This window comes from uncultured Dechloromonas sp., assembly GCF_945957265.1.
In the GTDB taxonomy this organism is placed as follows: Bacteria; Pseudomonadota; Gammaproteobacteria; order Burkholderiales; family Rhodocyclaceae; genus Azonexus.
The window spans coordinates 1-24841 of the sequence record NZ_CAMFKO010000015.1 but is presented as its reverse complement, the minus strand read 5'-3'; the positions used below and the strand labels follow the sequence as shown (position 1 = coordinate 24841).

General features: G+C 67.7%; 30 protein-coding genes. 4 read left to right on the top strand and 26 right to left on the bottom strand.

Features of this window, described 5'->3' with window-relative positions; translation table 11 throughout:
- Window positions 1-20: 20 nt before the first annotated feature.
- The 3 genes from Q0P59_RS09805 to Q0P59_RS09795 form a co-directional block, all read right to left on the bottom strand.
- Entirely contained in the window at window positions 21-872 is an 852-nt protein-coding gene (locus Q0P59_RS09805; protein WP_295006117.1) for a putative RNA methyltransferase, read from the bottom strand.
- 23 nt (window positions 873-895) lie between these two features.
- Window positions 896-2560: an ATP-binding cassette domain-containing protein gene (locus tag Q0P59_RS09800; protein WP_295006115.1), complete on the bottom strand. Its 1665-nt coding sequence runs from the start codon at window positions 2558-2560 to the stop codon at window positions 896-898.
- 210 nt (window positions 2561-2770) lie between these two features.
- The gene (locus Q0P59_RS09795; protein WP_295006113.1) at window positions 2771-3265 is read right to left on the bottom strand and encodes a heme-binding protein; all 495 of its coding nucleotides are present in this window, start codon (window positions 3263-3265) and stop codon (window positions 2771-2773) included.
- 176 nt (window positions 3266-3441) lie between these two features.
- On the opposite strand from Q0P59_RS09795, the gene Q0P59_RS09790 reads away from it, so the two are divergent.
- Entirely contained in the window at window positions 3442-3636 is a 195-nt protein-coding gene (locus Q0P59_RS09790) for a hypothetical protein (RefSeq protein ID WP_295006111.1), read from the top strand.
- A 75-nt stretch (window positions 3637-3711) separates the two neighbouring features.
- On the opposite strand, the gene Q0P59_RS09785 is transcribed toward Q0P59_RS09790, so the two are convergent.
- From Q0P59_RS09785 to Q0P59_RS09760, 6 genes are all read right to left on the bottom strand, one after another.
- Entirely contained in the window at window positions 3712-5355 is a 1644-nt protein-coding gene (locus Q0P59_RS09785) for a SagB/ThcOx family dehydrogenase (RefSeq protein ID WP_295006109.1), read from the bottom strand.
- A 114-nt stretch (window positions 5356-5469) separates the two neighbouring features.
- On the bottom strand, window positions 5470-5730 hold the full coding sequence (locus Q0P59_RS09780; protein ID WP_295006107.1) for a hypothetical protein: 261 nt from the start codon (window positions 5728-5730) through the stop codon (window positions 5470-5472).
- A gap of 231 nt (window positions 5731-5961) precedes the next feature.
- Window positions 5962-7011, bottom strand: a complete 1050-nt coding sequence (locus Q0P59_RS09775) for a COX15/CtaA family protein (protein WP_295006105.1) — start codon at window positions 7009-7011, stop codon at window positions 5962-5964.
- Window positions 7012-7017: 6 nt separating this feature from the next.
- The gene (cyoE, locus tag Q0P59_RS09770; protein WP_295006102.1) at window positions 7018-7914 is read right to left on the bottom strand and encodes a heme o synthase; all 897 of its coding nucleotides are present in this window, start codon (window positions 7912-7914) and stop codon (window positions 7018-7020) included.
- Window positions 7915-7924: 10 nt separating this feature from the next.
- Window positions 7925-8482, bottom strand: coding sequence for a hypothetical protein (locus Q0P59_RS09765; RefSeq protein WP_295006100.1), 558 nt, complete (start codon window positions 8480-8482; stop codon window positions 7925-7927).
- Entirely contained in the window at window positions 8479-9219 is a 741-nt protein-coding gene (locus Q0P59_RS09760; RefSeq protein WP_295006098.1) for an SURF1 family protein, read from the bottom strand. The genes Q0P59_RS09765 and Q0P59_RS09760 overlap by 4 nt, the downstream gene beginning before the upstream one ends.
- Before the next feature lie 25 nt (window positions 9220-9244).
- On the opposite strand from Q0P59_RS09760, the gene Q0P59_RS09755 reads away from it, so the two are divergent.
- Window positions 9245-9445, top strand: a complete 201-nt coding sequence (locus Q0P59_RS09755; RefSeq protein ID WP_295006095.1) for a twin transmembrane helix small protein — start codon at window positions 9245-9247, stop codon at window positions 9443-9445.
- On the opposite strand, the gene Q0P59_RS09750 is transcribed toward Q0P59_RS09755, so the two are convergent.
- From Q0P59_RS09750 to coxB, 5 genes are read right to left on the bottom strand one after another with little or no spacing between them, the layout of a single operon-like run.
- The gene (locus Q0P59_RS09750; protein ID WP_295006093.1) at window positions 9433-10305 is read right to left on the bottom strand and encodes a cytochrome c oxidase subunit 3; all 873 of its coding nucleotides are present in this window, start codon (window positions 10303-10305) and stop codon (window positions 9433-9435) included. The genes Q0P59_RS09755 and Q0P59_RS09750 overlap by 13 nt on opposite strands.
- Complete coding sequence (locus Q0P59_RS09745; protein ID WP_295006091.1) at window positions 10302-10913, bottom strand: cytochrome c oxidase assembly protein; 612 nt, start codon at window positions 10911-10913, stop codon at window positions 10302-10304. The genes Q0P59_RS09750 and Q0P59_RS09745 overlap by 4 nt, the downstream gene beginning before the upstream one ends.
- A gap of 4 nt (window positions 10914-10917) precedes the next feature.
- Window positions 10918-11049, bottom strand: a complete 132-nt coding sequence (locus Q0P59_RS09740) for a hypothetical protein (protein WP_295006089.1) — start codon at window positions 11047-11049, stop codon at window positions 10918-10920.
- 11 nt (window positions 11050-11060) lie between these two features.
- A complete protein-coding gene (gene ctaD, locus Q0P59_RS09735; RefSeq protein ID WP_295006088.1) occupies window positions 11061-12656 on the bottom strand; it encodes a cytochrome c oxidase subunit I in 1596 nt (531 codons plus the stop codon).
- A gap of 10 nt (window positions 12657-12666) precedes the next feature.
- Window positions 12667-13872: a cytochrome c oxidase subunit II gene (coxB, locus tag Q0P59_RS09730; protein WP_295006085.1), complete on the bottom strand. Its 1206-nt coding sequence runs from the start codon at window positions 13870-13872 to the stop codon at window positions 12667-12669.
- A gap of 79 nt (window positions 13873-13951) precedes the next feature.
- Between coxB and Q0P59_RS09725 the strand changes: the two genes are divergently transcribed.
- A complete protein-coding gene (locus Q0P59_RS09725; RefSeq protein ID WP_295006083.1) occupies window positions 13952-14530 on the top strand; it encodes an SCO family protein in 579 nt (192 codons plus the stop codon).
- A 29-nt stretch (window positions 14531-14559) separates the two neighbouring features.
- On the opposite strand, the gene modA is transcribed toward Q0P59_RS09725, so the two are convergent.
- Together modA and Q0P59_RS09715 are read right to left on the bottom strand one after the other, a co-directional pair.
- Window positions 14560-15306 (bottom strand): molybdate ABC transporter substrate-binding protein, encoded by a 747-nt coding sequence (gene modA / locus Q0P59_RS09720; RefSeq protein ID WP_295006081.1) that lies wholly within the window; start codon window positions 15304-15306, stop codon window positions 14560-14562.
- 22 nt (window positions 15307-15328) lie between these two features.
- Complete coding sequence (locus Q0P59_RS09715) at window positions 15329-16147, bottom strand: TOBE domain-containing protein (RefSeq protein WP_295006079.1); 819 nt, start codon at window positions 16145-16147, stop codon at window positions 15329-15331.
- 189 nt (window positions 16148-16336) lie between these two features.
- Here Q0P59_RS09715 and Q0P59_RS09710 point away from each other — a divergent pair, with 189 nt between their 5' ends.
- Entirely contained in the window at window positions 16337-16765 is a 429-nt protein-coding gene (locus Q0P59_RS09710; protein WP_295006077.1) for a TOBE domain-containing protein, read from the top strand.
- Window positions 16766-16824: 59 nt separating this feature from the next.
- Here Q0P59_RS09710 and Q0P59_RS09705 read toward each other — a convergent pair whose 3' ends face one another.
- From Q0P59_RS09705 to Q0P59_RS09660, 10 genes are all read right to left on the bottom strand, one after another.
- Window positions 16825-18156 (bottom strand): di-heme oxidoredictase family protein, encoded by a 1332-nt coding sequence (locus Q0P59_RS09705; RefSeq protein ID WP_295006075.1) that lies wholly within the window; start codon window positions 18154-18156, stop codon window positions 16825-16827.
- Complete coding sequence (locus Q0P59_RS09700) at window positions 18153-19457, bottom strand: extracellular solute-binding protein (RefSeq protein WP_295006073.1); 1305 nt, start codon at window positions 19455-19457, stop codon at window positions 18153-18155. The genes Q0P59_RS09705 and Q0P59_RS09700 overlap by 4 nt, the downstream gene beginning before the upstream one ends.
- Window positions 19454-20020, bottom strand: coding sequence for a DUF2478 domain-containing protein (locus tag Q0P59_RS09695; RefSeq protein ID WP_295006070.1), 567 nt, complete (start codon window positions 20018-20020; stop codon window positions 19454-19456). The genes Q0P59_RS09700 and Q0P59_RS09695 overlap by 4 nt, the downstream gene beginning before the upstream one ends.
- Window positions 20021-20030: 10 nt before the next feature.
- On the bottom strand, window positions 20031-22052 hold the full coding sequence (locus Q0P59_RS09690) for a TonB-dependent receptor (RefSeq protein ID WP_295006068.1): 2022 nt from the start codon (window positions 22050-22052) through the stop codon (window positions 20031-20033).
- Entirely contained in the window at window positions 22046-22360 is a 315-nt protein-coding gene (locus Q0P59_RS19675; RefSeq protein WP_366090558.1) for an XRE family transcriptional regulator, read from the bottom strand. Before Q0P59_RS19675 ends, Q0P59_RS09690 begins: the two co-directional genes overlap by 7 nt.
- Complete coding sequence (locus tag Q0P59_RS09680; RefSeq protein ID WP_295006064.1) at window positions 22332-22745, bottom strand: hypothetical protein; 414 nt, start codon at window positions 22743-22745, stop codon at window positions 22332-22334. The genes Q0P59_RS19675 and Q0P59_RS09680 overlap by 29 nt, the downstream gene beginning before the upstream one ends.
- A 161-nt stretch (window positions 22746-22906) precedes the next feature.
- Window positions 22907-23212 carry a hypothetical protein gene (locus Q0P59_RS09675; protein WP_295006062.1) on the bottom strand — a complete coding sequence of 102 codons (306 nt, stop codon included), beginning with the start codon at window positions 23210-23212 and terminating at the stop codon, window positions 22907-22909.
- Window positions 23209-23754: a flavodoxin gene (locus Q0P59_RS09670; protein WP_295006060.1), complete on the bottom strand. Its 546-nt coding sequence runs from the start codon at window positions 23752-23754 to the stop codon at window positions 23209-23211. The genes Q0P59_RS09675 and Q0P59_RS09670 overlap by 4 nt, the downstream gene beginning before the upstream one ends.
- A 3-nt stretch (window positions 23755-23757) precedes the next feature.
- Complete coding sequence (locus Q0P59_RS09665; protein ID WP_295006057.1) at window positions 23758-24027, bottom strand: nitrogen fixation protein NifZ; 270 nt, start codon at window positions 24025-24027, stop codon at window positions 23758-23760.
- A 2-nt stretch (window positions 24028-24029) separates the two neighbouring features.
- On the bottom strand, window positions 24030-24356 hold the full coding sequence (locus Q0P59_RS09660; protein WP_295006055.1) for a (2Fe-2S) ferredoxin domain-containing protein: 327 nt from the start codon (window positions 24354-24356) through the stop codon (window positions 24030-24032).
- Window positions 24357-24841 lie beyond the last annotated feature (485 nt).

Sequence of the window (24841 nt, the reverse complement as noted above, 5' to 3'; positions counted from 1 at the left end):
GGCATCGGGCAAGGCTTGTCTTATGCGTCGGGGAGTGCCGTAGCGAAGACGGCGATCCGCACATCGACCGTCATCGACAGTTCGCTCAGCGCCGCTGCCCTGGCCCGTCCGTCGGCACTGGCGCGGTAGAGGTGCGGGGTCATCGCCAGCAGGTCGGCGATCCGTTCCTGGCCTTCGAGGTGCAAGGCGAAGCGCACGTTCGTTGCGGGGCACGCGGCGAACCCCGGCGGGGGCGTCGGGTCGGCCGGGCGTTGCGGTTTCAGCGTCGGGTAGATGATTTCGCGCAGTTCGCGCAGGTGGTCCGGGCCGGCATCGACCTGGATGAGCCGGCCGCCCGGCTTGAGGACGCGGGCGAATTCGGCGTAGACCGGGAAGCCGAACAGGCACAGCACGCGGTCGACCGTGCCGTCGAGCACCGGCAGGCGGGCGTTGGTGCCGACCACCCAGTTCGGGCGCGGGTCCTGCTTGGCGGCGGCGAGCACAGCCCATTTCGAGATGTCGAGGCCGAGGATGGCCAGCGTTTGGCCTTGTTCCGTGGCGGCCGCGGCTAGCTGGCGCAGGTAGTAGCCTTCGCCGCTGCCGGCATCGAGGCAACTGGCTGTGGCTGGCAAGTCGGCGAGCACCGCGCGGGCGACGGCCTCGGCGATCGGCTGGTAATGGCCGGCGTTGAGGAAGCGGCGGCGGGCGGCGACCATCTCCTTGCTGTCGCCGGGGTCGAGCGAGCGCTTGTGCTGCACCGGCAGCAGGTGGGTGTGGCCCTGGCTGGCGATGTCGAAGTTGTGGCCGGCCGCGCAGCGCCAGGCGCCGTCGGTGCGCCGCAGCGGCGCGCCGTCGAGCGGGCAGGCGAGGGCGGTGAAGGGCAGGATGGGCATGCGGTGCGCCGGCGGGGTGGGGCTCAGGCTGCCAGCTTGGCGTCTTCGCGGGCGCGCTTGGCTTCGTCGAGCAGGTAGCGCTGGTAGTCCTCGAGGTCGCCGTCGAAGGGGCCGACGCCGCCCTTGGAGACCAGCCAGAACTCGTCGCACACCGAACGGAGCAGGGCGCGGTCGTGGCTGACCAGCATGACGGTGCCTTCGAATTCGTTGAGGGCGACGGCCAGCGCCTCGCGGGTGTTGAGGTCGAGGTGGTTGGTCGGTTCGTCGAGCAGCAGCAGGTTGGGGCGCTGCCAGACGATCATGCACAGTACCAGGCGGGCCTTTTCGCCGCCGCTCATGGTGCCGACCGCCTGCTTGACCATGTCGCCGGTGAAGTTGAAGGTGCCGAGGAAGTTGCGCAGTTCCTGCTCGCGGCCCGGCACGCTGCGGTTGCCGGCGGCCAGGGCTTCCTTGGCCAGGCGGGTCATGTGTTCGAGCGGCGTGTCCTGCGGGCGCAGCACGTCGAGTTCCTCCTGCGCGAAGTAGCCGATGTTGAGGCCCTTGCCGGCGGTCACTTCGCCGCTGATGGCCTGCAGGTCCTGGGCGATGGTCTTGACCAGCGTCGATTTGCCCTGGCCGTTGGCGCCGAGAATGCCGATGCGCTGGCCGGCCATCACCGAGCGGTTGATGCCGCGCACGATGACGGTCGGCGGCGTGCCTTCCGGCGCTTCCTCGGGCGGCGGGTAGCCGATGGCGGTATCGACCATCGACAGCATCGGGTTGGGCAGGTTTTGCGGCTCCTGGAATTCGAAGCTGAATTCGGCCTCGGCCAGCACCGGCGCGATCTTCTCCATGCGGTCCAGCGCCTTGACCCGGCTCTGTGCCTGCTTGGCCTTGCTGGCCTTGGCCTTGAAGCGGTCGATGAAGGATTGCAGGTGGGCGATCTTCTCGGCCTGGCGGGCGGCGGTGGCCTGTTGCAGCACGATCTGCTCGGCGCGCATGTCCTCGAACTTGCTGTAGTTGCCGCCGTAGCGGACCAGCTTGGCGTTGTCGATGTGCAGCGTGACGCCGGTGATGGCGTCGAGGAATTCGCGGTCGTGGCTGATCATGACCAGCGTGCCCTGGTAGCGCTTGAGCCAGGCTTCGAGCCAGACCAGGGCGTCGAGGTCGAGGTGGTTGGTCGGCTCGTCGAGGAGCAGGATGTCGGACGGGCACATCAGGGCGCGGGCCAGTTGCAGGCGCATCCGCCAGCCGCCCGAGAAGCTGTTGACCGGGTTGTGCAGCTCGGAAACCTTGAAGCCGAGGCCGAGGATCAGCGCCTGGGCGCGGGATTCGGCGTCGTGCTCGCCGGCGTCGTTGAGCGCCATGTAGGCCTCGGCCATGCGCATGCCGTCGTCGCTCGCCTCGGCGTCGCGCACCTCGTTGCGGGCGGCGAGCAGCGGGGTATCGCCGTCGATGACGAAGTCGGTCGCACTCTGCTCGGTTTCCGGCATGTCCTGCGCCACCTGGCCCATGCGCCATTGCGCGGGAATCGAATAGTCGCCGCCATCCTCGTGCAGCGCGCCGTTGAGCAGCGCGAACAGGGTGGATTTGCCGGCGCCGTTGCGGCCGACCAGGCCGACCTTCTCGCCGGGGTTGATGGTGACGGAGGCCTTGTCGAGCAGGGTCTTGGTACCGCGGCGCAGCGTGACGTTGCGGAGGATGATCATGAGTGAAGCTTTCGGGGGACGGTCGGGCGGCGTGCTTGCATTTCCGACAAGGGGCGAGATTGTATCTGATTGATCTCGCGAATGTTTTTTCCGGCGCTCGTTTTGCGTGAAGTCGGGCATGAAAACCCGTCGCCGCCGGTCGGCCCCCGATGCCGGCATTCCGCTGTGCCTACGCCGCCATCGGCTCGATGGCGGCGGGGTCCGGATTCCCTACTTCAACTGGTCTGCCACCCGGGCGATGCCGGCGTAGGCGCAGACCTCGTCCTTCTCGCCGCCGGGGGCGCCGGAGACGCCGACGGCACCGATCGTCACGTTGCCGACCTTGATGGGGACGCCGCCGCCCACCGCCACGGTGCCGGGAATCTGGCGCAGATAGGCGTTGGCCGGATTGTCGGTGAGCTTCATGAATTCGAGCGAGGTTTGTCCGCGCGTGCGGGCCGTGTAGGCCTTCATGTGCGCGAATTCCATGGTGTGCGGATTGGTGCCGTCACCGCGCAGCGATGCGCGCGCCAGGCCGGCGTTGTCGACGACGACGACCGAAACCCTGTAGCCGTCCTTGGTGCACTGCTCGATCGTGCCGTCGATGATCGCCTGGGCCATTTTCATCGAGACGTTCTTCTCGGTGAGCGGGGCCTGGGCACTGGCCGAGGCGATTGATGCGACGGCAAGCACGGCAGCAGTAACAACTTGTCTCCTGAAGCTCATTGATCTCTCCTCTGTTGGTCGGTCCGCGGGCGTGTCCCGAAGGTTCAGCATATGTCAGCGAAGTGTCCGAATCAACCGGGCTGGCCGGGCGCCATGACTCCGCCAGGCAAACGCCGGGTCAGGCCCGACGATTGCTTGCGGACAGGCATAACCCAAGGATTTCACGGAGGTGTGCCATGTCCATGAAATTGACTGAAGAAACCCTGTTCTGGATGCGCCTGGCGGCGTTTTCCGGTCTTTCCGAGCACGTGCTGTCGTCCGGCGCGTCGCTTCAGGATGCGGAGGAGCTGCTGTTCGGCTTTGCGTTGCCGGGCAGCCTGCCGCTTTCCTACGCCTGTCTGACCGGCGGGGCGGCGGCGGAACTGCCGTAGGCGCCGGCCGAAACGCGCACGAAAGCGAGGCATGCGCCCCGTTGCGGGGCATGGCTCGGGCCGCCGGGCGCGGGGTCATGGGTTTTCCGGTAGGCGCTGAGGGTAGGGCGGCGCGGTTTCGATGCGGCTGTCGCTGACCGGCGTGCCGACGGTGAAGTGATAGACGCTCTGCCAGCGCGGGTCGGCGATGCCGAAGGCGCGGTGCACCGGGTCGTCGAAGAAGCAGCCGATGCCGGTGCCGCGCACGCCGGCCGCCTCGGCCTCGAGGTAGAGCGCCTGGCCGACCAGCCCGGCCTCGCGCAGCAGGCGGCGGTAGGCGTAGCCATCCCCGGCGACCGGCGACAGGTCGCCGAGCATGCCGAGCGAGAAGGCGCTGGTCGCGGCGATGTCCTGGTGGCAGGACAGGGCGCGGGCGAGGCGCTGCATTTCCGGCAATTCGAGCGGGGCGAGCAGGATCAGGCCGAGATGGGCGGGGCAGTCGGGGTCGCTGTCGGCAACCGTGCATTGGCCGGTGAAGCGCCCGTCGCCGGGGCCGAGCACGGCGGGCAGCGTGCGCGCCGCTTCCGGCGTGCGCGGCAGCAGGTAGAGGCCGCTGGGCAGGCCGTCGACGCGCAGCACGAAAAGCAGCAGGTGGATGGCCGGGGCGTTTTCCTGCCCGGCGAAGGGCGCCTGCGGGCGGGGCAGCGTGGCGTCGAGCATCCGGTAGAAGGCGGCCTTGTCCAGCGTGCATTGCGGATCGAAGCGCTGGGCGCTGCGCCGCTGGCGGATGAGTTGCGCGGCGCCGCTCGGCGTCGGGTGTTTGGGCAGGGCGGGGCGTTCCGGGAAGCGGGGCGGGGGCGAAGCTGCCGCGCCTTGCCGGCTGGCCGTGGCGGCCTGGCCGACAACCGGCCAGCGGTAGCCCGGCGCCGCGTCGATCTGGCTCGGCGTGCCCTGCCAGCGGGCCGCCGCCAGCCAGTCATTCCATGCAGCGGGCGGCGCGGCCAGCCCCGGGGCGTGAATGGCGAGCAGGATTTCCGGCTCCTCGGCTTCGGTATAGGCATGGCGCGTGGGCGGGAAATCGTCCGCCCGGTCGATGCCGAGCAGGCGGGCCAGGTTGTCGCCGGGCACGGCCAGCGGTTCGACCCGCCAGCCGAGCAGGGCGGCGGCGTAGCCCAGGGCGCCGACGGCGTGGCCGATATCGAGCTGGCAGTAGCGGAAGGCGCGCTCGCCGTATTTCCAGGCCTCGCGCCACATCGCGCTGGACAGGCCGACGGCCAGCCAGCACGAGCCATCGGCCGGGCGCAGGGCGCGCCCTTCGAGCAGGTGGTCGCGGGGGTCGTAGTGGTGCACGCCGTCCGCCACGCCGGGCAGGCCGGCGCTCAGCGCATAGGCCTCGACCGGGTGCAGGTTGCCGGAGGATGGATTGCAGCGCAGCGCCCAGCGGCTCGGCCCCCAGCTTTTCCACGCCGAGATGCCGAAGCTCAGTTCGAGCAGGGCGCCCAGGCTGTCCAGGCCGGGGGCGATGGGGGCGGCCGGCGCTGCGGCCAGCTGTCCGTAGGGGCGTTCGAAACGGTCGGCCGCCAACGGCAATTCGAGCAGGGGGGCGCCGGGGTAGCGGCGGAAGGCCTCGGGCTGGGCGTCCCAGTCGAGCTGCCCGGGGCCGTCGGCGAAGGCTTCGAAGCGGTGCTTGGTCCGGGCGTGGTAGGCAATGAGCGGCGGGGATTGTGGGGTTTCCGACATGTAGGGCGTTTTTCCGCAGGGTGGGGTGGTTTCAGCAGGTAGGCATGGCCGCGTCAAATCGGGCGCTCAGGCACTGTGCCCCGGCCGCCGCCTTTCCCGCAAGGCCGGATTGCCTCACGCGCTCTGCCGCTCCATCTGGCGCGGCGCCAGGCCGACCAGGGTGAGCTGCGTGCCTTCGTCGCCGTTCCACCATACCGCCACCCAGCCGGTGCCGTCGGCATCGATGCGTTCGATGGCGCAGCGGGCGCCGATCATGTCCATGAACATCTCGAGCTGGTCCTCTTCCAGTTCCGGGTCGGGCGAAATGTCGAGGACGAGAACCAGGTCGCCGACGGCGACGCTGTGGCCATTGACGTCTTTGGTGGTGAATTGCATGGCGGACTCCTTGCTGGGGCAGGCAGTCGTGTCGCGAATCCGACAGCGGACCGGGGTTTGACCACGGGTTCGCAATGGACGTGCCATCCGCGTATCGATTTTTGACGGAGCGGCCATGTCGTTCCCGCCTGGCTGGCCAGCTTCTCCCGCAGGAATTCGATGAAGAGCTGGGTCTTGGCCGGCAGCAGGCGGGTTTCGGTCAAGGCATACGGGAATCGGCGTGATTGACTGCTAGGCGGGCGTATGCAGGCCCGGCGCCCGCCGGCCATGCCGCGAGCGCTGCGCGGCCAGCGGTTCGCCGGCCGGAAGGCGCAGGTTGATGGTCAGCAGCACGCCGAGCAGACCAGCCGCGCCCAGGGTGTGGGCGACGGCGACGGGTAGCGGGAGCGAGAGCAGCACGTTGCCGATGCCGAGGGCGATCTGCAGGCCGAGCACGCCGAGCAGCAGGCCGGCCCAGCGGCGCCGGTCACGTTCGCCGGCGGCGCCGAGGGCGACGGCCAGGGCGAGGACGCTGGCGGCCACGACGGCGGCGCCGAGGCGATGCGCCCAGTGGATGGCGGTCAGCGCCTCGGCGTTCAGGAGCTGGCCGTGGGCGGTGTAGCCGAGATCGCGGACGACGGCGAAGGCATGGCCGAAATCCATGGCCGGTTGCCATTGCCCCTGGCAGCGGGGCAGGTCGGGGCAGGCGAGGCCGGCGTAGTTGCTGCTCACCCAGCCGCCCAGCGCGATCTGGCCGACCGTCGCGAGCAGGGCCAGGCGTGCCGCCAGGCGCAATCCCGGGCCGGCAGCCGATGCCGGGGCAGCCTGCCATTCACGCCCCAGGAGGACGAGCAGCAAGGCCAGCGTGCCCATGCCGCCGAGCAGGTGCAGGGTGACGATCGCCGGCTTGAGCAGCAGCGTCACGGTCCACATGCCGAGGGCCGCCTGCAGGCCGACGAGGCCGAGCAGGACGGTGGTCAGGATGGGCGACTGCCGGCGGCGCAAGGCCGGGCGCCAGGCGAGCAGGCAGATGGCGAGGATGAGCAGGCCCAGCGTGCCGGCGCAATAGCGATGGATCATTTCCTTCCAGGCCTTGCTTGTATCCACCGGTCGCTGCGGGAAATTGGCCTGGGCGGCCAGATGTTCATGCCCGCTTTCGGGAACGCCCAGCCAGTGGCCGTAGCAGCCCGGCCAGTCGGGGCAGCCGAGGCCGGCATCGGACAGCCGGACATAAGCGCCCAGCCCGATGACGAGCAGGGCGAGCAGGGTGGCGGCGACGAGCAGGCTGCGGTAGAGGCGCATGGCGGCCTAGAGGAGGATCAGCCGGTCGGCGAACAGCGCCGCGAAGAGCAGGGTCAGGTAGAGGATGGAGTAGCGGAAGGTTTTTCGGGCCAGCGCATCGCTGTAGCGGCGGCACAGCGCGATGGCGTAGCCGAGGAAAACGAGGTCGAGCAGGCTGATGGCGACCAGGTAGAAAGTGCCGCTCATGCCGAGCGAGACCGGGATCAGGCTGGCGGCGGAGAGCATCACGGTGTACCAGAGGATGTGCTGGCAGGTGAAGGCGATGCCGTGCGTCACCGGCAGCATGGGCAGGCCGGAGCGGGCGTAGTCGTCGCGCCGGTAGCAGGCCAGCGCCCAGAAGTGCGGCGGCGTCCACAGGAAGATGATGAGGAAGAGAACCAGCGGTTCGGCCGAGACCTGGCCGGTCATCGCCGTCCATCCGAGCAGCGGCGGCATGGCGCCGGAAGCGCCGCCGATGACGATGTTCATCGGTGTCGCCGGCTTGAGGATCAGCGTGTAGATCACGGTGTAGCCGACGAAGGTGGCCAGCGTCAGCCACATCGTCAGGTCGTTGATGAAGCCGTGCAACAGCCCGAGGCCGGCGGCGCCGAGGGCGGTGGCCAGGGTGATGGTTTCGAGCGGCGAGATGTCGCCGCGCGCCGTGGCCCGCCAGCTGGTACGCGCCATCTTGGCATCGACGGTGCGCTCGACCAGGCAGTTGAGGGCGGCGGCGGCGAAGGAGACCAGCGCGATGCCCAGCGAGGCGACGACGAAGCGCAGCAGCGGCGGGAAGTCCGGCGTCGCCAGGCACATGCCGATCATGGCCGTGAACACGATCAGGCTGTTGACCCGCGGCTTGCACAGGTGGCCGAAGGCGGCGAGGCGTTGGCCGAGGCTCAGGGTGGGGGCTGTCGCGGTGTGCATGGTGAATCTCCTAGCCGGCGTATTTGAGCAAGCGTTCGAGATCGGCGCGCAGGCCTTGCGGGCTGGCGTCGGGCGGGTAGGTCATGATCACTTGGCCCTGTGGGTCGACCAGCAGCACGGGGTCGGCGATGTCCGCCAGGGTGCCGGGCGGGGCTGGCAGCAGCAACAGGTCGGGCTGGCTGGCGCGCAGGGCGAGCAGGGCCGGGTCGTCGGGCTGGTCGGTCAGCACGGCGCGGCTCAGGCGGCCCATGTTCTTGTAGAGGGCAACGTGGATGCGGCGCATTTCGTCGAGACGGCGGCTGCATTCGGCGGCGCAGGGGCCGCGGACGTGGAGCACCAGTTTCCATTTTTCGCTGTTTTTGCCGGCCCACCGCAGCAGGACAGGCTCCGGCAGCGGGCGGGGCGGATTGAGCAGGTGGCCGTGCCGGACGCTGCGGGTCGGCTGCCAGCCGCCAAAGTACAGGCCGGCCCCGATGGCGAAGGGCAGGGCGAGCAGCACGACGATCAGCGCCAGCATCAGTCGGCCCTGGCGCTGGTTGGGAGGCGGCCGGATGGCCAGGCTGTTCATGGCTTGCGCACCAGGAAATAGACCCAGATGCCGAGGCTGGCGACGGCGAAGCCGAACCATTGCAGGGCGTAGCTGCGGTGGCGGTCGGCCCGTTCGTCGGGGCGCGGCCAGTCGCGGACGAAACCGCCCGGCGCCTCGGGGTCGAGCTGGATGACGACCGGCTGCAGCGGGTAGGGAACGGCCGAGCGGAAGCGCGCCAGGTCGAGGTTCTGCCACACCGCTTCCCAGCCGCTGGTCGGTTGCGCCGTCAGGTTGAAGAAGCGCTGCGGCGGCAGCACGGCCAGGCCGGTTAGTTCGACCGTGCCGGCCGGCACCCCGGCCATTGGCTGGACGCGGTGATCGGCCGGGGCGGCCAGCCAGCCGCGATTGACCAGCACATGCATGGCCGAGCCTTCGAGTTGCAGCGGCGTGATGACGTGGTAGCCGGCCTGTTCCCGGTACAGCCGGTTGTCGAGCAGGATCTGCTTCGCCGCATCGTAGTGGCCGCGCACGATGACGCGGCGGTGGCGCAGCGACTCCGCGTCGGCCGGCGCGCTGGGCAGGGCGACCGGCGCATCGTGGCGGCGGCTGTCGAGCTCCGCCTGCAGCGCAGTCTTGGCCTCGGCCTTGCGCCACTGCCACAGGCCGAGCGAGACGAAGGCGGGCAACAGCGCCGCCAGCAGCAGGCTGCCGAAGATCGCCACCCGCCGCCGGCCGGCCCTTGCCGGCGTGCTTGGCTGGCGCGCATACTGGGGCATCGCAAGCCTGTCGGGAGTATCGGCCATGCTCAAGGTGCTGGTGGTTTTGTTGTTGGTGGCCATCGTCGGCAGCCTGTTCTCGGGGCTCGTCTTTCTCTACCGCGACCGGGGCGCCGGCGAACGCACGGCGCGCGTGCTGACCTGGCGCATCGGCTTGTCGATCGCCCTTTTCGTGCTGCTGCTGATCGGGTTCCGCTTCGGTTTCATTCCCGGCTACAGCCAATAGACGAAAACGAAGAGGATCAGCCACACCACATCGACGAAGTGCCAGTACCAGGCCACCGCCTCGAAGGCGAAGTGGCGCTCGGCGCTGAAATGGCCGCTCAGGCTGCGCAGCAGGATGACCGCCAGCATGACGGTGCCGAGCGTGACGTGGAAGCCGTGGAAGCCGGTCAGCATGAAGAAGGTCGCCCCGTAGGCGCCGGCGCCCAGGGTCAGGCCGAGTTCGCTGTAGGCGTGGTGGTATTCCCAGGCCTGGAAGCCGAGGAAGGTGCTGCCGAGCAGGACGGTGGCCGCCAGGCCGAGCGCCAGTTGCGAGCGCTTGCCGCGCAGCAGTCCCCAGTGCGCCCAGGTCACCGTGGCGCCGGAACTGAGCAGCAGGGCGGTGTTCAGGGCCGGGATGCCCCAGGCGCCCATCGGCGTGAAGGCGGCGCCCTTCGGCCCGCTGGTCGGCCAGGTGCCGGCGAAATCCGGCCACAGGCTGAAGCCGTGCATGGCCATCATGTCGCCGAGGCGGGGCACCGAGATCATGCGGACGTAGAACAGGGCGCCGAAGAAGGCGGCGAAGAACATCACCTCGGTGGCAATGAACCAGATCATGCCGTAGCGGAAGGAGCGGTCCTCCCAGTCGCGGTAGGCGCCGCCCTGCGACTCGGCGATGACCTTGCCGAACCAGCCGAACAGCACGTAAATGATGACCGCGGTGCCGCCGAGCATGACCCACTTGCCCGGCGCCATGTGGTTGAGCAGCTGGACGAAGCCGAGGGCGAGCAGGAACATGCCGGCCGACAGGATCGCCGGGTAGTAGCTGGGCTGGGGAACGAAATAATGTTCGCCGGATGCGGTATGGGCTGGGCTGGTTTTCATCGGGCCTCCCCGGGGCGGGTCAGAGTCTGGCGTTGTCCGTCGATGCTGAAAAAGGCGTAGGACAGGGTGATGTGGCTGATGTCGCGGCCGACCTCGGGCTTGACGATGAAGGCGAGCGGCATTTCGCGCGCCTCGCCGGGGGCCAGCGTCTGCTGCGAGAAGCAGAAGCACTCGATCTTCTCGAAATGCTGCGCCGCCTGGCCCGGTGTCACGCTCGGCACGGCCTGGCCGGTGACCGTGCGGTCCGAGGTGTTGCGCACCAGGTAGCTGACCTGCTGCAGTTCGCCGGGGTGGATGTCGAGGCTGACGGTCAGCGGCCGCATGTCCCACGGCAGGCCGGGCATCACGGTGCCGGTGAATTCGACGCGCACGGTGCGCGCGGTGTCGACCTTGCTGGCCGGCGCGGCTGCCGTCTGCAGGCCGCCGACGCCGAAACCGTCGCGGATCGCGCCCGGCCCGGCGGTCTTGCCATTGAAGCCGGTCGCCTCGCACAGCACGTTGTAGAGCGGTACCAGCGCGAAGGCGAAGGCGAAGGCCCCGGCCACCATCAGCAGCAGGCGGCCGATCAGGCGGCCGTGACTGCGCGGGGTGGGCTGGACCTGTTCCATGATCTCAGCGCTTGATGAACAGCCCGACGAGGTAGATGGCGAGCACGATGGCGGCGAGCAGCCAGGCCAGCCGGCGCGACGCGCTGCGGCGGCGTGCGAGATCGGCTGCGGAGAATGCGGGTTGCGCGGTTTGCATCTTGCCCTCCCTCATTTGACCTGCGGCTGGGTATCCCAGCTATGGTGGGGCGGCGGCGAGGAGAGTTCCCATTCCAGCCCGTCGGCCCCCTCCCAGACGCGGTTCTCGACCTTCGGGCCGCCCCGGATGCAGGACCAGATGTTCCAGGCGAAGAGCAGCTGGCTGAGGCCGAGGATGAAGGCCCCGACGGTCGAGATCGCATTGAATTCGGCGAACTGCAGGGCGTAGTCGGGGATGCGTCGCGGCATGCCGGCCAGGCCGAGGAAGAATTGCGGAATGAAAGTCAGGTTGAAGGAAACGACGGTCAGCCAGAAATGCAGCTTGCCCAGCGTTTCGTTGTACATGTGGCCGGTCCATTTGGGCAGCCAGTAATAGACCCCGGTCATCACGCCCATGATGCCGCCGGCGAACAGCGCGTAGTGGAAGTGGGCGACGACGAAATAGCTGTGGTGGTACTGGGCGTCGGCCGCGACGTCGGCGAGGATCAGCCCGGTCAGGCCGGCGATGCCGAAGAGCACGATGAAGCCGACGGCGAACAGCATCGGCGTCTCGAAAGTCATCGCCCCCTTCCACATGGTGGCGATCCAGCAGAAGAAGAGTACGGCCAGCGGCAGCGAGATGGCCATGGTGCTGAACATGAAGTAGATCAGCGCCGGCACCGGCATGCCGGCGGTGAAGAAATGGTGCGCCCAGACCACCACCGACAGGATGCCGATGGCGATGAAGCTGTACACCTGCGCCGTGTAGCCGTAGGTCGGCTTGCGCGAGAAGGTGGCCAGCACGTGCGGCATCAGCCCCCACACCGGCAGCAGCAGGATGTACACCTCGGGGTGGCCGAAGAACCAGAACAGGTGCTGGAAGAGGATGGGGTCGCCGCCGCCGGCCGCGTCGAAGAAATGCGTGCCGAAATGGCGGTCGGTGAGCAGCATGGTCACCGCGCCGGCCAGCACCGGCAGCGTGGCGATGAGCAGGAAGGCGGTGATCAGCCAGCCCCAGGCGAACAGCGGCAGCTTCATCATGGTCATGCCCGGCGCCCGCATGTTGAAGATGGTGACGATGATGTTGATCGAGCCCATGATCGACGAGATGCCGAGGATATGCACGGCCAGTATCGCGAAATCGACGCCCATGCCGCCCTGCACCGAGAGCGGCGCGTAGAAGGTCCAGCCGGTGGCGATGGCGCCGTCGCCGATGCCGAACAGGGCCAGCGTGAAGGGCAGGGTGAGCAGGATCGCCGCCGGCGGCAGCAGCCAGAAGCCCCAGTTGTTGAGGCGCGGCAGAGCCATGTCCGGGGCGCCGATCATCAGCGGGATCATCCAGTTGGCGAAACCGGTGGCGGCCGGCATCAGCGCCGCGAAGATCATCACCAGCGCGTGCACGCCGATCAGCTGGTTGAAGAACTCCGGCTTCATCAGCTGCAGGCCGGGCTGGAACAGCTCGGCGCGCACGGCGAGGATCATCAGGCCGCCGACGAAGAACATGATCAGCGAGAAAGTCAGGTACATCGTGCCGATGTCCTTGTGGTTGGTCGTCGTCAGCCAGCGGCGCAGGCCACCGGGGTGATACTCGCCATGATGTTCTGCAGCGTGGGTGGAGGCTGTATTCATCGCTCGTCTCCTAGCGCAGGGACTTGATCTGGGCGGGCTGGATCATGTCGCCCTTCTGGTTGCCGAAACTGTTGCGTTCGTAGGTGATGACCGCCGCCAGCTCGACATCGGACAGGCTGGTGGCGAAGGCCTGCATGGCGGTGCCGGCCTTGCCGTGCATGACCCGGTCGACGTGGCTGTCCTTGACCGCCTTGCCGTTCATGTCGAGCAGCGGCCCATTGACGATCTGGCTGCCGGCCAGCGCCGGGAAGGCCGGCGGCAGGCCCTTGCCGTCGGGCTGGTGGCAGGCGGCGCAGACCTTTTCATAGACCGCCTTGCCCTCGGCCATCAGTTCGTCGCGGCTCCAGCTCCGGTCGGCGCCGCCGGCCGCCGCCCTGGCTTCTGCCTTCTGCGCTTCCAGCCAGGCCAGATACTCGGGTTCGGGCACGGCATGGACGACCACCGGCATGAAGCCGTGATCCTTGCCGCACAGCTCGGCGCACTGGCCGCGGTAGATGCCGGGCTTCTCGATCAGCACCCAGGTTTCGCGCAGGAAACCGGGAATGGCGTCGCGCTTGACGCCGAACTGCGGCACCCACCAGGTATGGATGACGTCGGTCGAGGTCAGCAGCACGCGCACCTTCTTGCCGACCGGCAGCACCACCGGCTTGTCGACCTCGAGCAGGTAATGCTCGCCCTTGGTTTCGGCATTGGCGATCTGGTCGCGCGGCGTGGCCAGGGTGCTGATGAACTTGACCCCGGCCTCCGGGTATTCGTACTGCCATTTCCACTGCATGCCGGTGACCTTGAGCACGAGGTCGGCCTTGGTCTTGGTGTCTTCCATGTTGATGATGGCTTGCACGGCGGGGATGCCCATCAGCACGAAGTCGATGAAGAGCAGGATGGCGAAGGGGATGAGCGCCCAGAACCACTGCAGCGCGCCGGTCGGGCCGGAGAACTTCGACGGTTGGTGGCCGATGCTTTTCCGGTGGCGGATCATCGAGTAGATCATGATGGCGAAGACCACCACGAACAGCGTGGTGATGATCAGCATGAACTCGTTGTGGATGTGCAGCGTTTCCCGGGCGATGGGGGTGACCGGCTCGGGGAAGTTGAAGCTGTAGCCGGCGCCGGCGGCAACCGGGAAGACGGCGGGGGCGAGGCAGGCAGCCCGTCGGAGCAGGGTGGGCCGCCGGTTGTGGCGGCTGGCCGAAGAGTCACGCGGTACGATCACCATCCCGTTCCCTCCCCTTGTGAGAACCGATTCGTCCGGTGAGAATCAAACTTTCGTAATTGGTTCAACAATATTTAACGCCATGCGCCGCCGCCGCTTTCTCGCCCTGTCGTTTGCCTTGCTGGCGGCCTGCTCTCCGGCGCCGGAGGCGTTCCGCAATACCGACCTGACCGGCGCCACCTTCGGGCGCGGTTTCACGCTGACCGACCACGATGGCCGGCAACGTTCGCTGGCCGATTTCAAGGGCCAGGCGGTGGTCGTCTTCTTCGGCTATACCGCGTGTCCCGACGTCTGCCCGACCACCCTGGCGCGCCTGGCCGGGGTCATGGCCGCTCTGGGCAAGGAGGCCGCGCGGGTTCAGGTGCTGTTCGTCAGCCTCGACCCGGAGCGCGACAGTGGCGAGCGCCTGAAGGGCTTCGTGCCGTGGTTCCATCCCTCGTTCATCGGCTTGCGCGGCGATGCCGGGCAGATCAAGGCGGTCACCGACGAGTTCCGGGTGTTCGGCGCCCGGCGCCCGGTGGACGGCGAACTCGGCTACGTCATCGACCATTCGACGGGCGCCTACATCTACGACCCGGCCGGCCGCCTGCGGCTCTACGTCAAGGACAGCGCCAGCGTCGACGACATCGCCGCCGATATTCGCCAGCTGCTGGCGCACTGAGCGCGCCGGGTCGCCTCAGCCGGGGGCGGTCAGCGCAGTTCGTAGCCGAAGGACTTGATCACGTCCCGCGCCTTCTGCCCCTTCAGGTAGGTGAGCAGCGCGGCGGCGGCCGGCTTGTCCTTTCCCTTGGCGAGGATCACCGCGTCCTGGAGGATGGGGTCGTAGAGGTTGCCCGGCACCACCCAGCCGGAGCCGGAGCCGAACTGGCCGTTCTTGATGACCTGCGAGTAGGCGACGAAGCCCAGTTCGGCGGCGCCGGTGGAAACGAACTGATGGGTCTGCGCGATGTTCTCGCCCTGCACCAGCAGCGGCTTCACGCTGTCGGCGACGCCCAGCTTGCCCATGGTCTGCACGGCGGCGGCTCCGTAGGGGGCGGTTTTCGGGTTGGCGATGGCGAGATGCTTGAAGCCGCCTTTTTTCAGGATGTCGCCCTTGGCGTCGATCAGCTTGGGGTCGGCCGACCACAGCACCAGCTTGCCGATGGCGTAGGTGAAGGGCGTGCCGGCCACCGCCAGGCCTTCCCTGACCAGGCGGGCCGGGGTTTCGTCGTCGGCCGAGAGCAGGACCTCGAAGGGCGCGCCGTTGGCGATCTGGGCGTAGAACTTGCCCGTGGCGCCGAAGGCCAGGCTGGCCTTGTGCCCGGTATCGCGCTCGAAGAGCACGGAAATGACCTGCATCGGGCCGGTGAAGTTGGCGGCGACGGCCACCTGGACTTCGTCGGCGCGGGCCGTGGCGACGGCCAGCAAGGAAAGGATCAGGGCGCTCAGGCGTTTCATGGGGCGTTCTCCAGGATAAGGGTCAGGAATACTTGCAGAGGATGACGGCGGAGGCCTTGAACACGGCGCAGGCCTGCTCGCCGACGACCAGGCCGAGGCGTTCGACGCTGTCGTGGGTGACCACGGCGCAGACCGACTTGCCGCTCTTCATGGCCAGGGTGACCTCGGCGTTGACCGGGCCGTCGTGGATGCGGGTGATTTCGCCCCACAGGTGGTTGCGGGCGCTGGTCTTCATGGTCGGGTCGTTGAGCAGCAGGACGGACGAGGATTTGACCAGGGCGTTGATTTCCATGCCGATGGCCAGGCCCAGGCTTTCCGCCGAGTCGCCGGTAATCACGGCGACGATTTCGTTTTCGTCGTCGAGCTTGATGCGCACCTCGAAATCGATCTGGCCCTCGCGCAGGCCGACGATGTTGCCGGCGAACTGGTTGCGGGCGCTGGTCTTCATCGACATGCGCTTGAGCAGCTGGCGGAACTGCTTGAAATCGCTGGCCTGGCCGTCGTTCATGCTTTCAGTCAGGCGGTCCAGCGCGGCCTGGTATTCGGCTTCCAGCGCCCGGTAGAGGGCGACCACCTTGCGGCCGTAGTCGGTGAGCTGCGTGCCGCCGCCGTGCTTGCCGCCCGTCGAGCGCACGACCAGCGCCTGCTCGGCCAGGTTGTTCATCGCATCGACGGCATCCCAGGCCGCCTTGTAGGAAAGCGGCACGGCTTTTGCTGCCTGCGAGATGGAGCCGTGCTGCTCGATGGCCTCGAGCAGGCGGATGCGGGTATCCCCGAGGAAGGTGCCGAATTCGGAATCGACTTCGAGTTTGCCGCGCAGGCGATGCAGGATGGTGTCCATGATCAGGTCCGTTTGTCTATATACACAACACTATAACGCATGTCGAAGATACTCTCCGGATTGGCAACGCTATGGTTGAAATCGCCGAACGGTAATCGGTACATTGTTGTTGTCCCGACAAAATTCGCTGCTTAGGTTGGTATATAGCGAAAACTGGGCCAGAATGCTCGATAACTCAGGAGAAAAGCAATGAACGTCAGTGCGCGCAATGTATTTACGGGCAAGATCACGGCCTTGACCAATGGCGCGGTCAATGCCGAAGTCGAAATCGGCTTGCCGGGAGGCGACAAGATTGTCGCGATTGTTACCGAAGGCAGCGTCAAGTCGCTGGACCTGGCGGTCGGCAAGGAAGCCGTCGCCTACGTCAAGGCGCCGTGGGTCATGCTCCTGGCCGGCCCGCAGAACGTCCGCTTTTCGGCCCGCAACCAGTTGTCCGGCAAGGTCGCCAGCGTGCAGAAAGGCGCAGTCAATACCGAAGTCGGCGTCAGGCTGTCGGGCGGAGCCACCGTCTATGCCGTGGTGACCAACGAAGCGGTCATGGAACTCGGCCTCAAGGAAGGGGTCGAGGCCAGCGCGCTGATCAAGGCCAGCCACGTCATTCTCGGCGTGCCGGCCTGACAGCCGGCCGGCGATGCCAGGGGCGGCCGCGTGCCGCCCTATTTTCATGGCGGGCAGTTTCATAGCGACTGCAGGAAGGCGATGAGTGCCCGGCGCCGCTCGGCAGGCGCGCCGGCATAGCGCTGGCGGGCTTTCTCCGCCTCGCCGCCATGCCACAGGATGGCTTCCTCGATGTTTCTGGCCCGGCCGTCGTGCAGGAAGCCGACGTCCTCGTTGATCGCGGCCAGCGCCCCCAGTCCCCATAGCGGCGCCGTGCGCCATTGCCGGCCGCCGGCCAGGTGGTCGGGGCGGCCGTCGGCCAGCCGGGGGCCCATGTCGTGCAGCAGCAGGTCGGTGTAGGGCGCGAATTCGCGGTGGGCGAGCGCCGGGTATTGCGGGCTGTCGCCGCTGCTCAGCGTCGGGCGATGGCAGGCGGCGCAGCCGAATCCGGCAAAGGCCGCGGCGCCCCGCACGACTTCCGGCGCGGTGTCGTTGCGCCGGGGCGGCGGCGCGAGATGGGCGACGTAGAAGGTGATGTCGTCGAGCTGCGCCGCCGACAGTTCCGGCTTGCCGCCGTGCGGGGCGCGCCGGCAGGTCGTTTGCGCCGGGGTGCAGTTTTCGTCGGGGAACAGTTCGGAGGTAATGCTCATGTCGCCCACGAAGGCGCCGGCGATCTGCTGGCGCAGGTTGGGCATGTTGGATTTGAGCCCGAAGCGGCCGACGGCCAGGGCACCGGTCCGGCGGTCGGCGACCCGGTTGACGCTGCCGCGGATGCCGTCGGGCTGCGCTTCGGCGGCCATCGCTTCGAGCGCGCTGGCGGGGACGGCGTCGAGCAGGCCGAGGCCGGCGACGTGCGGCGACACGCGCAGCGAGGTGAGGACAGGCCCGAGCTTGCCGTAGGCCAGTTCGACGAATGTCGTCCGCGGTTCGCGCAATTCGACGCGCGTGCCGTCGGCCAGGCGCACCGTGTGCGTGCGCCAGCGTATCTGCACCCGGCCCTCGCCGGGTATGCCGGGGATGCCTTCCTCGTTGAGTTGGTCGCCGTAGACCGGGTGTGCTCGCGGCGCCTCCCCGGGTTTGCGGCCGGGGACCGAGAGCCGGACGAGCATCGACTGCATGCGTTCCTCCGGTCGGCTCGGCGCGCCGCCGCGCCCGTTCTTGGCGTGACAGGAAATGCAGGCCAGGCGGTTGTAGAGCGGGCCGAGGCCATCGACTTCGTGATCCCGGGCCGGGGCGATTACCCAGCTTTGCCGGAAGAGGCTGCGGCCGCGCAGGAAACGCTCGGTGTCGTCGGCCGACAGGCCGGGCAGCGGCCGGGTCAGGGTTTCGCGGTCGATGGCCGGTTCGGCCGGAGCGGCGGGGCCGGCCGCGGCGAGGAGCAGGGTGGCAAGCAGGGCGGCGGACGTTTTCATGCGCCGATCTCGTCCAGTTGTCGGCGGGCCTCGGTGCGATGGTCGCGGCAGCTGTCACGCCAGGCCAGTTCGAGCGGCGATGGCTGCCGCTCGCCGCTGCCTTCGAGCCGGTTGCCGATCTGGCGCTGGATCTCGGGCTGGTTGGCGGTCGCTTCGTCTATGGGCGGCCGGCCGAGCAGCGCGCGGATGGCGCGGGTGTCCCGGCCGCCGGCTTCGGCCTGGCGGGTGCGTTGCCACAGGGTTTTCAGCTCGTCCTGCGGGTCGACCAGCAGGTGCTGGAAGATCGCCGCCGTGGTCGCCAGGCGGGGGCGGGCGGCATCGCTGTCGAATTGCAGGCCGCCTTGGCGGGCGGCGACGAAGGGATCGAAGCTGCCGGCGGGCGCCTGGGCGTAGGCGTCGGGGCGGATCGCCAGGCGGCGGATGTCGGGGTGGGCCAGTAGCCGCTGGCCGGCCGGCGACAGCATGAAATCGATGAAGGCGGCGGCGCCGCGCGGGTTCGGGGCGTGCCGGGCGACCGCGATGTGGGCGGGGTTGAGGCCGGTATGCCGGGGATAGACGAAGCGGATGGGGGCGCCGTTGGCGATCGCCGAATTGACGAAGAAATCGATGGAGATGCCGACGGCGCAGCGACCGCTGACGATCTCGTCGGTCACGAAGGTGGAGCCGCGTTCGACGAAACGGGCGTTGGCGGCGATTTCGCTCCACAGCGCCCAGCCGCGCTCCCAGCCCAGGGCCTGGAGCACGATTTCGACGATGGGCGGGGCAAAGCCGACGCGTGCGGGAACCGGCATGGCGATCAGCCCGGCCAGGCGCGGGTCGGCCAGGTCGCTCCAGTCGACGGGTATGGGAATGCCTCGGGCGGCGAGCAGTTCCGGGGCGACGGCGAAGCCGAAACCGGCGACTTCTGTGGCTGTGTAGAAGTCTTCCGCGTCGCCGAGGGCGGTGTTGCCGATGCGCCGGGGTAGCTGGCGGCGGTCGATGGGCAGCTTTTGCCAGGCGCCGTTGGCGGCCAGCCGCGCGAAGCTGCGCGGCGAGGCGGACCAATAGACGTCGGCCAGCCCCTGGTCGGGCTGGCTCAGGGTGTCGTAGGCGTCGTTGGGCATGCGCCAGACGACCTGCATCCGGTATTGCGGGTTGGCCTTCTCGAAGGCGGCCTGGATGCGGGAGACGAATTCGTCCGGGTAGCTGGTGACGACGGTGACAGCGGTCGGGGCGGCCAGGGCGCAGCGGCTGCCGGCCAGGGCGAGGGAGGCGGCGCCGAGGAGAAGCAGGCGGCGGTTTCGATTGACGAGGCGGTTCATGCGCGGGCTTCCGAAAAAGCCGGCGACGGGGGGCGGCAGCCGGCGGGGCTGGGTGAGAGGTCGGCAAACCAGGCGTCCAGGGCGGGGCGCTCGGGGGCCAGTTCGACCGCCTGGTGGCCGGTGAAGCGTCGCCAGGTCGTCAGGTGCCGGGCCGGGACGATGGTCAGCACCGGGATGCCCTGGCTCATCAGGTCGAGCATTTCGGCGGCAAAGCCATGGCCGTGCGCTTCCAGTGTCGAAAAGCGGTTGAAGATGGCGAGGTCGGCGCCGCGGATGGCGATGCGGCGCATGACGGCGCTGGCCTCGCTGATCCCGCCGTGGTCGAGGCGGCACGCTGTCGAATGGGTGCCGAGGAACTGGCTGATCGGGTAGAGGCGGCCGTCCTCCAGTGCCACCAGGCGGATCTGTTTCGAGCGCTGTGTCTGGTGGATTTCCTGGACCAGGCCGCCGATGCGCCATCCCCGGTTGAGCTGGGCGATGGCGAAGCCGGCGACGACTTCGTCGCTGTCCGTTCTCTCGTCGGGAACGACGGCGGCGATGGCGAAACGGGTTTTTTCGGCCATGATCGATCCGTCAGAAGCGATAGTTGGCGTTGGCGAACCACATGCGGCCCGGATTGGGGAATCCGTAGTCCAGTTCGTAGTTCCTGTCGGTCAGGTTGGTGACGCCGGCTTCGAGGCTCAGCTGCGGCAGCGGGCGATACGCCGCCTTCAGGTTGATTACCGTGTAGCCGTCGATGCGCACGGTATTCGAGGCCCAGCGCCCGGTGTTGTATTCGACGTAGGGGATCACGTCGACCTGCGCCAGCGGCCGGGCGATGGCGTAGGCGATGAACTTCTTGTCGGGGATGCCGGTCAGCCGCGTAGACGGGTTGCTGACGTTGTCCATGTTGAGATAGGTGAAGTTGCCGCCGACCTCCAGCCAGCTGGCGACCGGCGTGCGCAGGCTGAGTTCGACGCCGCTGGTGTGCACCTCGCCGACGTTGCGCATCTGGCACTTCGCCGAGCTCGAGCACTGGGCGGCGACGGTGCCGACGAAGACCGACTGGATCTTGTTCGAGATTTCGCTGTAGAACAGCGCCGCTTCGGCCTTGGCGCCGGCCCACGGGCTGCCCTGGTAGCCGATTTCGTAGTTGATCGACTCTTCCGGCTGCAGGTTGGGGTTGGCGTCGTAGGTGCCGAGCTTGCCGGAATAGCGGTCCTTCAGCGTCGGCAGCCGGGTTTTCTCGGCCACCGTGGCGTAGAGGCGCGCGTTCGGCGCGAGGTCGTAGAACAGGCCGACCTGGCCGTTGTCCGCCTTCTGCTTGTCGGGCAGCGCGTAGCTGCCGCCGTTGGCGGCGCTCTTGAAGACCGTGTCCGGGCGCAGTTCGTGGTGGGCATAGCCGATGGAAAGCAGCCATTTCTCGGCGAGCTGGATGTTGTCCTCGGCGGCGATGGAGAACAGGCTGTCCTTGAATTCGGCGCCGAGCACGGCCGCGGCGTCGGTTTCCTGGTGGCGGTCGCTCCGGTAGTGGGTGACCAGGCGCAGGGTGTTGCTGGCGATGCGCGTCGATTCCAGCTCGACCGAGCCGCCGGTGGTCCGGTCGTCGTAGAAGCTGCGGCCGGTGCCGACCGAGCCGCTGCCGCTGGTCTTGAGCACGTTGTAGTTGCCGTTGGTGTAGCTTGCCAGGCCGTTCTTGAAGCTGTCGACGTAGAGCCGGGTCTTCAGCGTTTCATGCTGGCCGAGGGCGGTCTTCGACAGGAAATAGAGGCTTTCCTTGTCCCAGGACGGCCATTGCCAGTAGCGGGCGCTGGCCGGGACGGTATTCGGCGGCTGGCCTTTCTCGCCATCCTGCTTGACGTAGCTCAGGGCGTATTCGTCGGTGGCGTTCGGGGTCAGGCCGAGCTTGAGCGAGACGCGGCTGTCCTTGCGGTAGGAGTTGTCGCGATGGCCGCCGTTCTCGCTGGCCGTCGGCTGGAAGTCGGAGGACAGCGGGAAGTAGTCGGCGTCGATGTAGGAGGCCCCGGCCTGCAGGTACCACATGCCCTGGTTGGTGCCGACGTTCACCGCGGCCTTCTTTTCGTTGCCCGACGCGAAACCGATCATCGCGTCGCCTTCCAGCTTCTCGCGCGGCTTGCGCGAGATCAGGTTGATCGCGCCGCCGATGGCGTTCGGGCCGTAGGCGACCGAGCTGAATCCCTTGACCACCTGGATGGCGGCCAGGTCGAAGGTCGAGAAGCGGTTGAAATCGACGTAGCCGTCGTACGGTACATAGACCGGGATGCCGTCGATGTAGAGCGGCACCTGGCGCGCATCGTAGCCGCGCACGTTGATCATCTTCTCGTTGCGGGTGCCGTTGGTGACGCTGACGCCGGGCAGCAGGTTGACGGCGTCGGCGACGTTCTCGCGGTTGAAGGTCTGCATGTCCTGGCGGGTGACCACCGAGGCGACCTGTTCCTCGCCGACTTCGCCGACCTGCACTTTCCGGGCGCTGACCTGGATGGTGCCGAGTTCGAAGACCGGTTCGGCGGCCAGGCCGTTGCCGGCGCCCAGCAGGTTGGCCATGACGGCGGCCAGGATAGTGCGTCGGGTCGACGGTTTCTTGGGGTTCAGCATGGAGTCCTCCCTGACTGTGGCTGATCGGGTAATGGGGATGAATGCGGGGTGGCGCTGTCCGGCAGGACGATTTCAATGCGCTGGTCGGGAAAGCGGACGACCAGTTCGAGTTCTCCGCCGAGCGCGGCGAGGTGGCGGCGCAGGGTGCCCAGCTGCATGTCGGCCTGGCTTTCGAGCTGGGCCACCTGCGGCTGGGAAACACCCAGCCGGCCGGCCAGCGCCGCCTGCGACAGGCCGAGCCGGCGACGCAGTCCGCCCAGGCTGGTGGGCAGGGCCGCCTTAGCGCGGCATGTCCGGGCTGAGGGCATAGAAACCTCGCGGCGGATTGCAGGGCGATGTCGTGACGGTGCGGAAGATCAGCCAGCGTTCGTCGCGCAGGCGCCAGGCGGCCATTTCCTCGGCGTAGGTGACGACTTCGCAGGGCGCCTCGTCGTCGCCAGCGGCGGTGCTGGTCAGGATGAACTGGTGGGCGGTGAAGCACGGCTTGCCTTCGGCGTCGTAGCCGACCGAGCGTTCGGCGCAGATTTCGTATTCGCTGTAGTGCCTGAAATACAGGGGCTGGTCGATGGCCCCCAGCCAGGCCTCCGGCAGATGCTTCAGCCAGTCATCGGAGCTCTCTTCCAGACTGGATTTCGCCGCCTTTCTGGCGTGTCGGCCGGAAGGCGGGGGGCGGAGACTCTGGGCGCTTTTCATGATTTCGATATGTCTATTTGTATATAGCGATAGGTGTGACTAAGCGAAATGAGTGCCAGCGTTTATCGGGGGTTTGATGGTGGCTTTGTACGGAAAGTCGACATCGTTGTGTTGTTAACTATACAACGATGTCGACAAGCTGACACGAAACCTGTCCACATTCAGGCGTCGAAGTGCATGGCCAGGCTGGCCAGGGCGGCGGGCAGGGGCAGGTTTTCCTCCGTTTCGAGGATGCCGGGAACCGGATGCGGGTATTCGAAGAACAGGCCGTAGGTGCCCGGGCGCTGGCCGTGCAGGAATACATGGGCGCGCAGCCGCTCGAGTTCGGTATGGCGCAGCGTGACGATCCACGGGTCGTGGCCGTCGTCGGGGGCGATGTCGCAGGCCTGGCCGGCGCGTTCGTCGAGCGAGACGAGCAGCCGGCGCAGGGCGCGGTCCTTGGGGAGCGACCAGGGGTTGGCGTTCATGGCAGCAGCTCCGGGGTGATCCGGGCCAGCCAGCGCTCGATGCGTTCCTCGGTGAGCGCCGGCTGGTGGTGCTGGTCGAGGGCGAGGCCGAGGAATTCGTCGCCATCCGCCGCCTGCGACGCGGTGAAATCGTAGCCGGCCGTCGGCCAGCGCCCGACCAGCCGGGCGCCGCGCGCGGCGAAGGCGGCGTGGAGCAGGCCGATGGCGTCGACGAATTCATCCGGGTATTTCTTCTGGTCGCCGAGGCCGAAGATGGCGATGGTCTTGCCGCCCAGGTCGGCGGCGGCCAGTTGCGGCACGAACTCCTCCCAGCTCGGCTGGCTGAGCCCGGTCGATTCGCCGGGCAGCATGCCGTCGCCCAGCGTCGGGCTGCCGACGATCAGCGCGTCGTAGGCGAGGAAGTCGGCGAGCGTGGCACGGCCGATATTGACCGGCGCGTCGACGAGGCCTGGCAACTGCGCGCCCAGCTTCTTCGCGATCTGCTTGGCGATCAGCCGGGTGCGTCCGGTGTCGGTGCCGAAGAATATGCCGATGCGGGCCATGGTTTATGCACTCACGGGCTCGACCTGGGTCAGTTCTTCCGGCAGGCAGCCGACCGGATTGCCCAGGCTGCCGTCGGGGCCGTTCTCGAACTGGACGAGGTAGATTTCCTGGCTCTCGTCCATCTCGGCCACGCCGAAATGAACCACCACGCCGCGCATGCCGGCCGGGGCGATGAGGCCTTCCGCGTCGGCGATGCCGGGCATGCCGCCATCGTTGAGGATGTCTTCGGCGGCGAAGATCATGTCGCCGACTTCGTACTGGATTTTTTCCATGATCACCACACCTCGGCCGGGGCGAGCAGGCGCTCGACCGGCTGGTCGAACATCAGGTGCTCGTCGATGATCACGCCGACATCCGCCGGCTTGACCCCGGTGTACATGACGCCGTCGGGATAGACCAGCACGCTCGGCCCGAGGTGGCAGGGGCCGAGGCAGCCGGTGTTGGTCAGCTGGAAGCCGGAGGCCCACAGGTTGCGGGTGGTGAATTCGTCGGAAAAGGCTTGCCAGGTCAGGGCGCAGGCCTTGTCCTGGCAGGACCCGCGCGGGTGGCCCGGGGGGCGGCCCTGGACGCAGACGAAGAGGTGTTTTCTGGGTTTGGGCATGGGGGGCTCCTTGATGATGGGTTTTTCATTGCAAGGGGAGTGCCAGGGGGGGTAGTTCTGTAATTTCAATGGGTTGGGTTCGCTGAGTTGTTGGTTTGTCGGGTTTGCGACATCGGGGCTTGGGTTGAGGTTGTTTTCCGCCCTTGCGGGGCGTCTTACTTTCTTTTGCGTCGCCAAAAGAAAGTAAGCAAAGAAAAGGCGACCCCGGGTCGGCGCCCCTGCGGGGTCCCTTGTGCTACTCGGCAGGCCGGGCGGTTCGCATGAACTCGCCTGCGGCTCAAACAATGCGAACCGACTGCCCCCGGCCCGCCTGCGTTGCTCAGCGCCTCTCAAGGGGCCCGGAAAAGCGTCCGGGTTCAACCCGTGGCGCCTGGCGTTTGGGTTTTTCAGGGATCCGCGAACGCATTTATTTCTGCGGACGGTGCCCGTTCCCGCGACGCCTTTCGGGTCCCCATGTGGAGCGCCGAGCAACGCAGGCGTTGGCG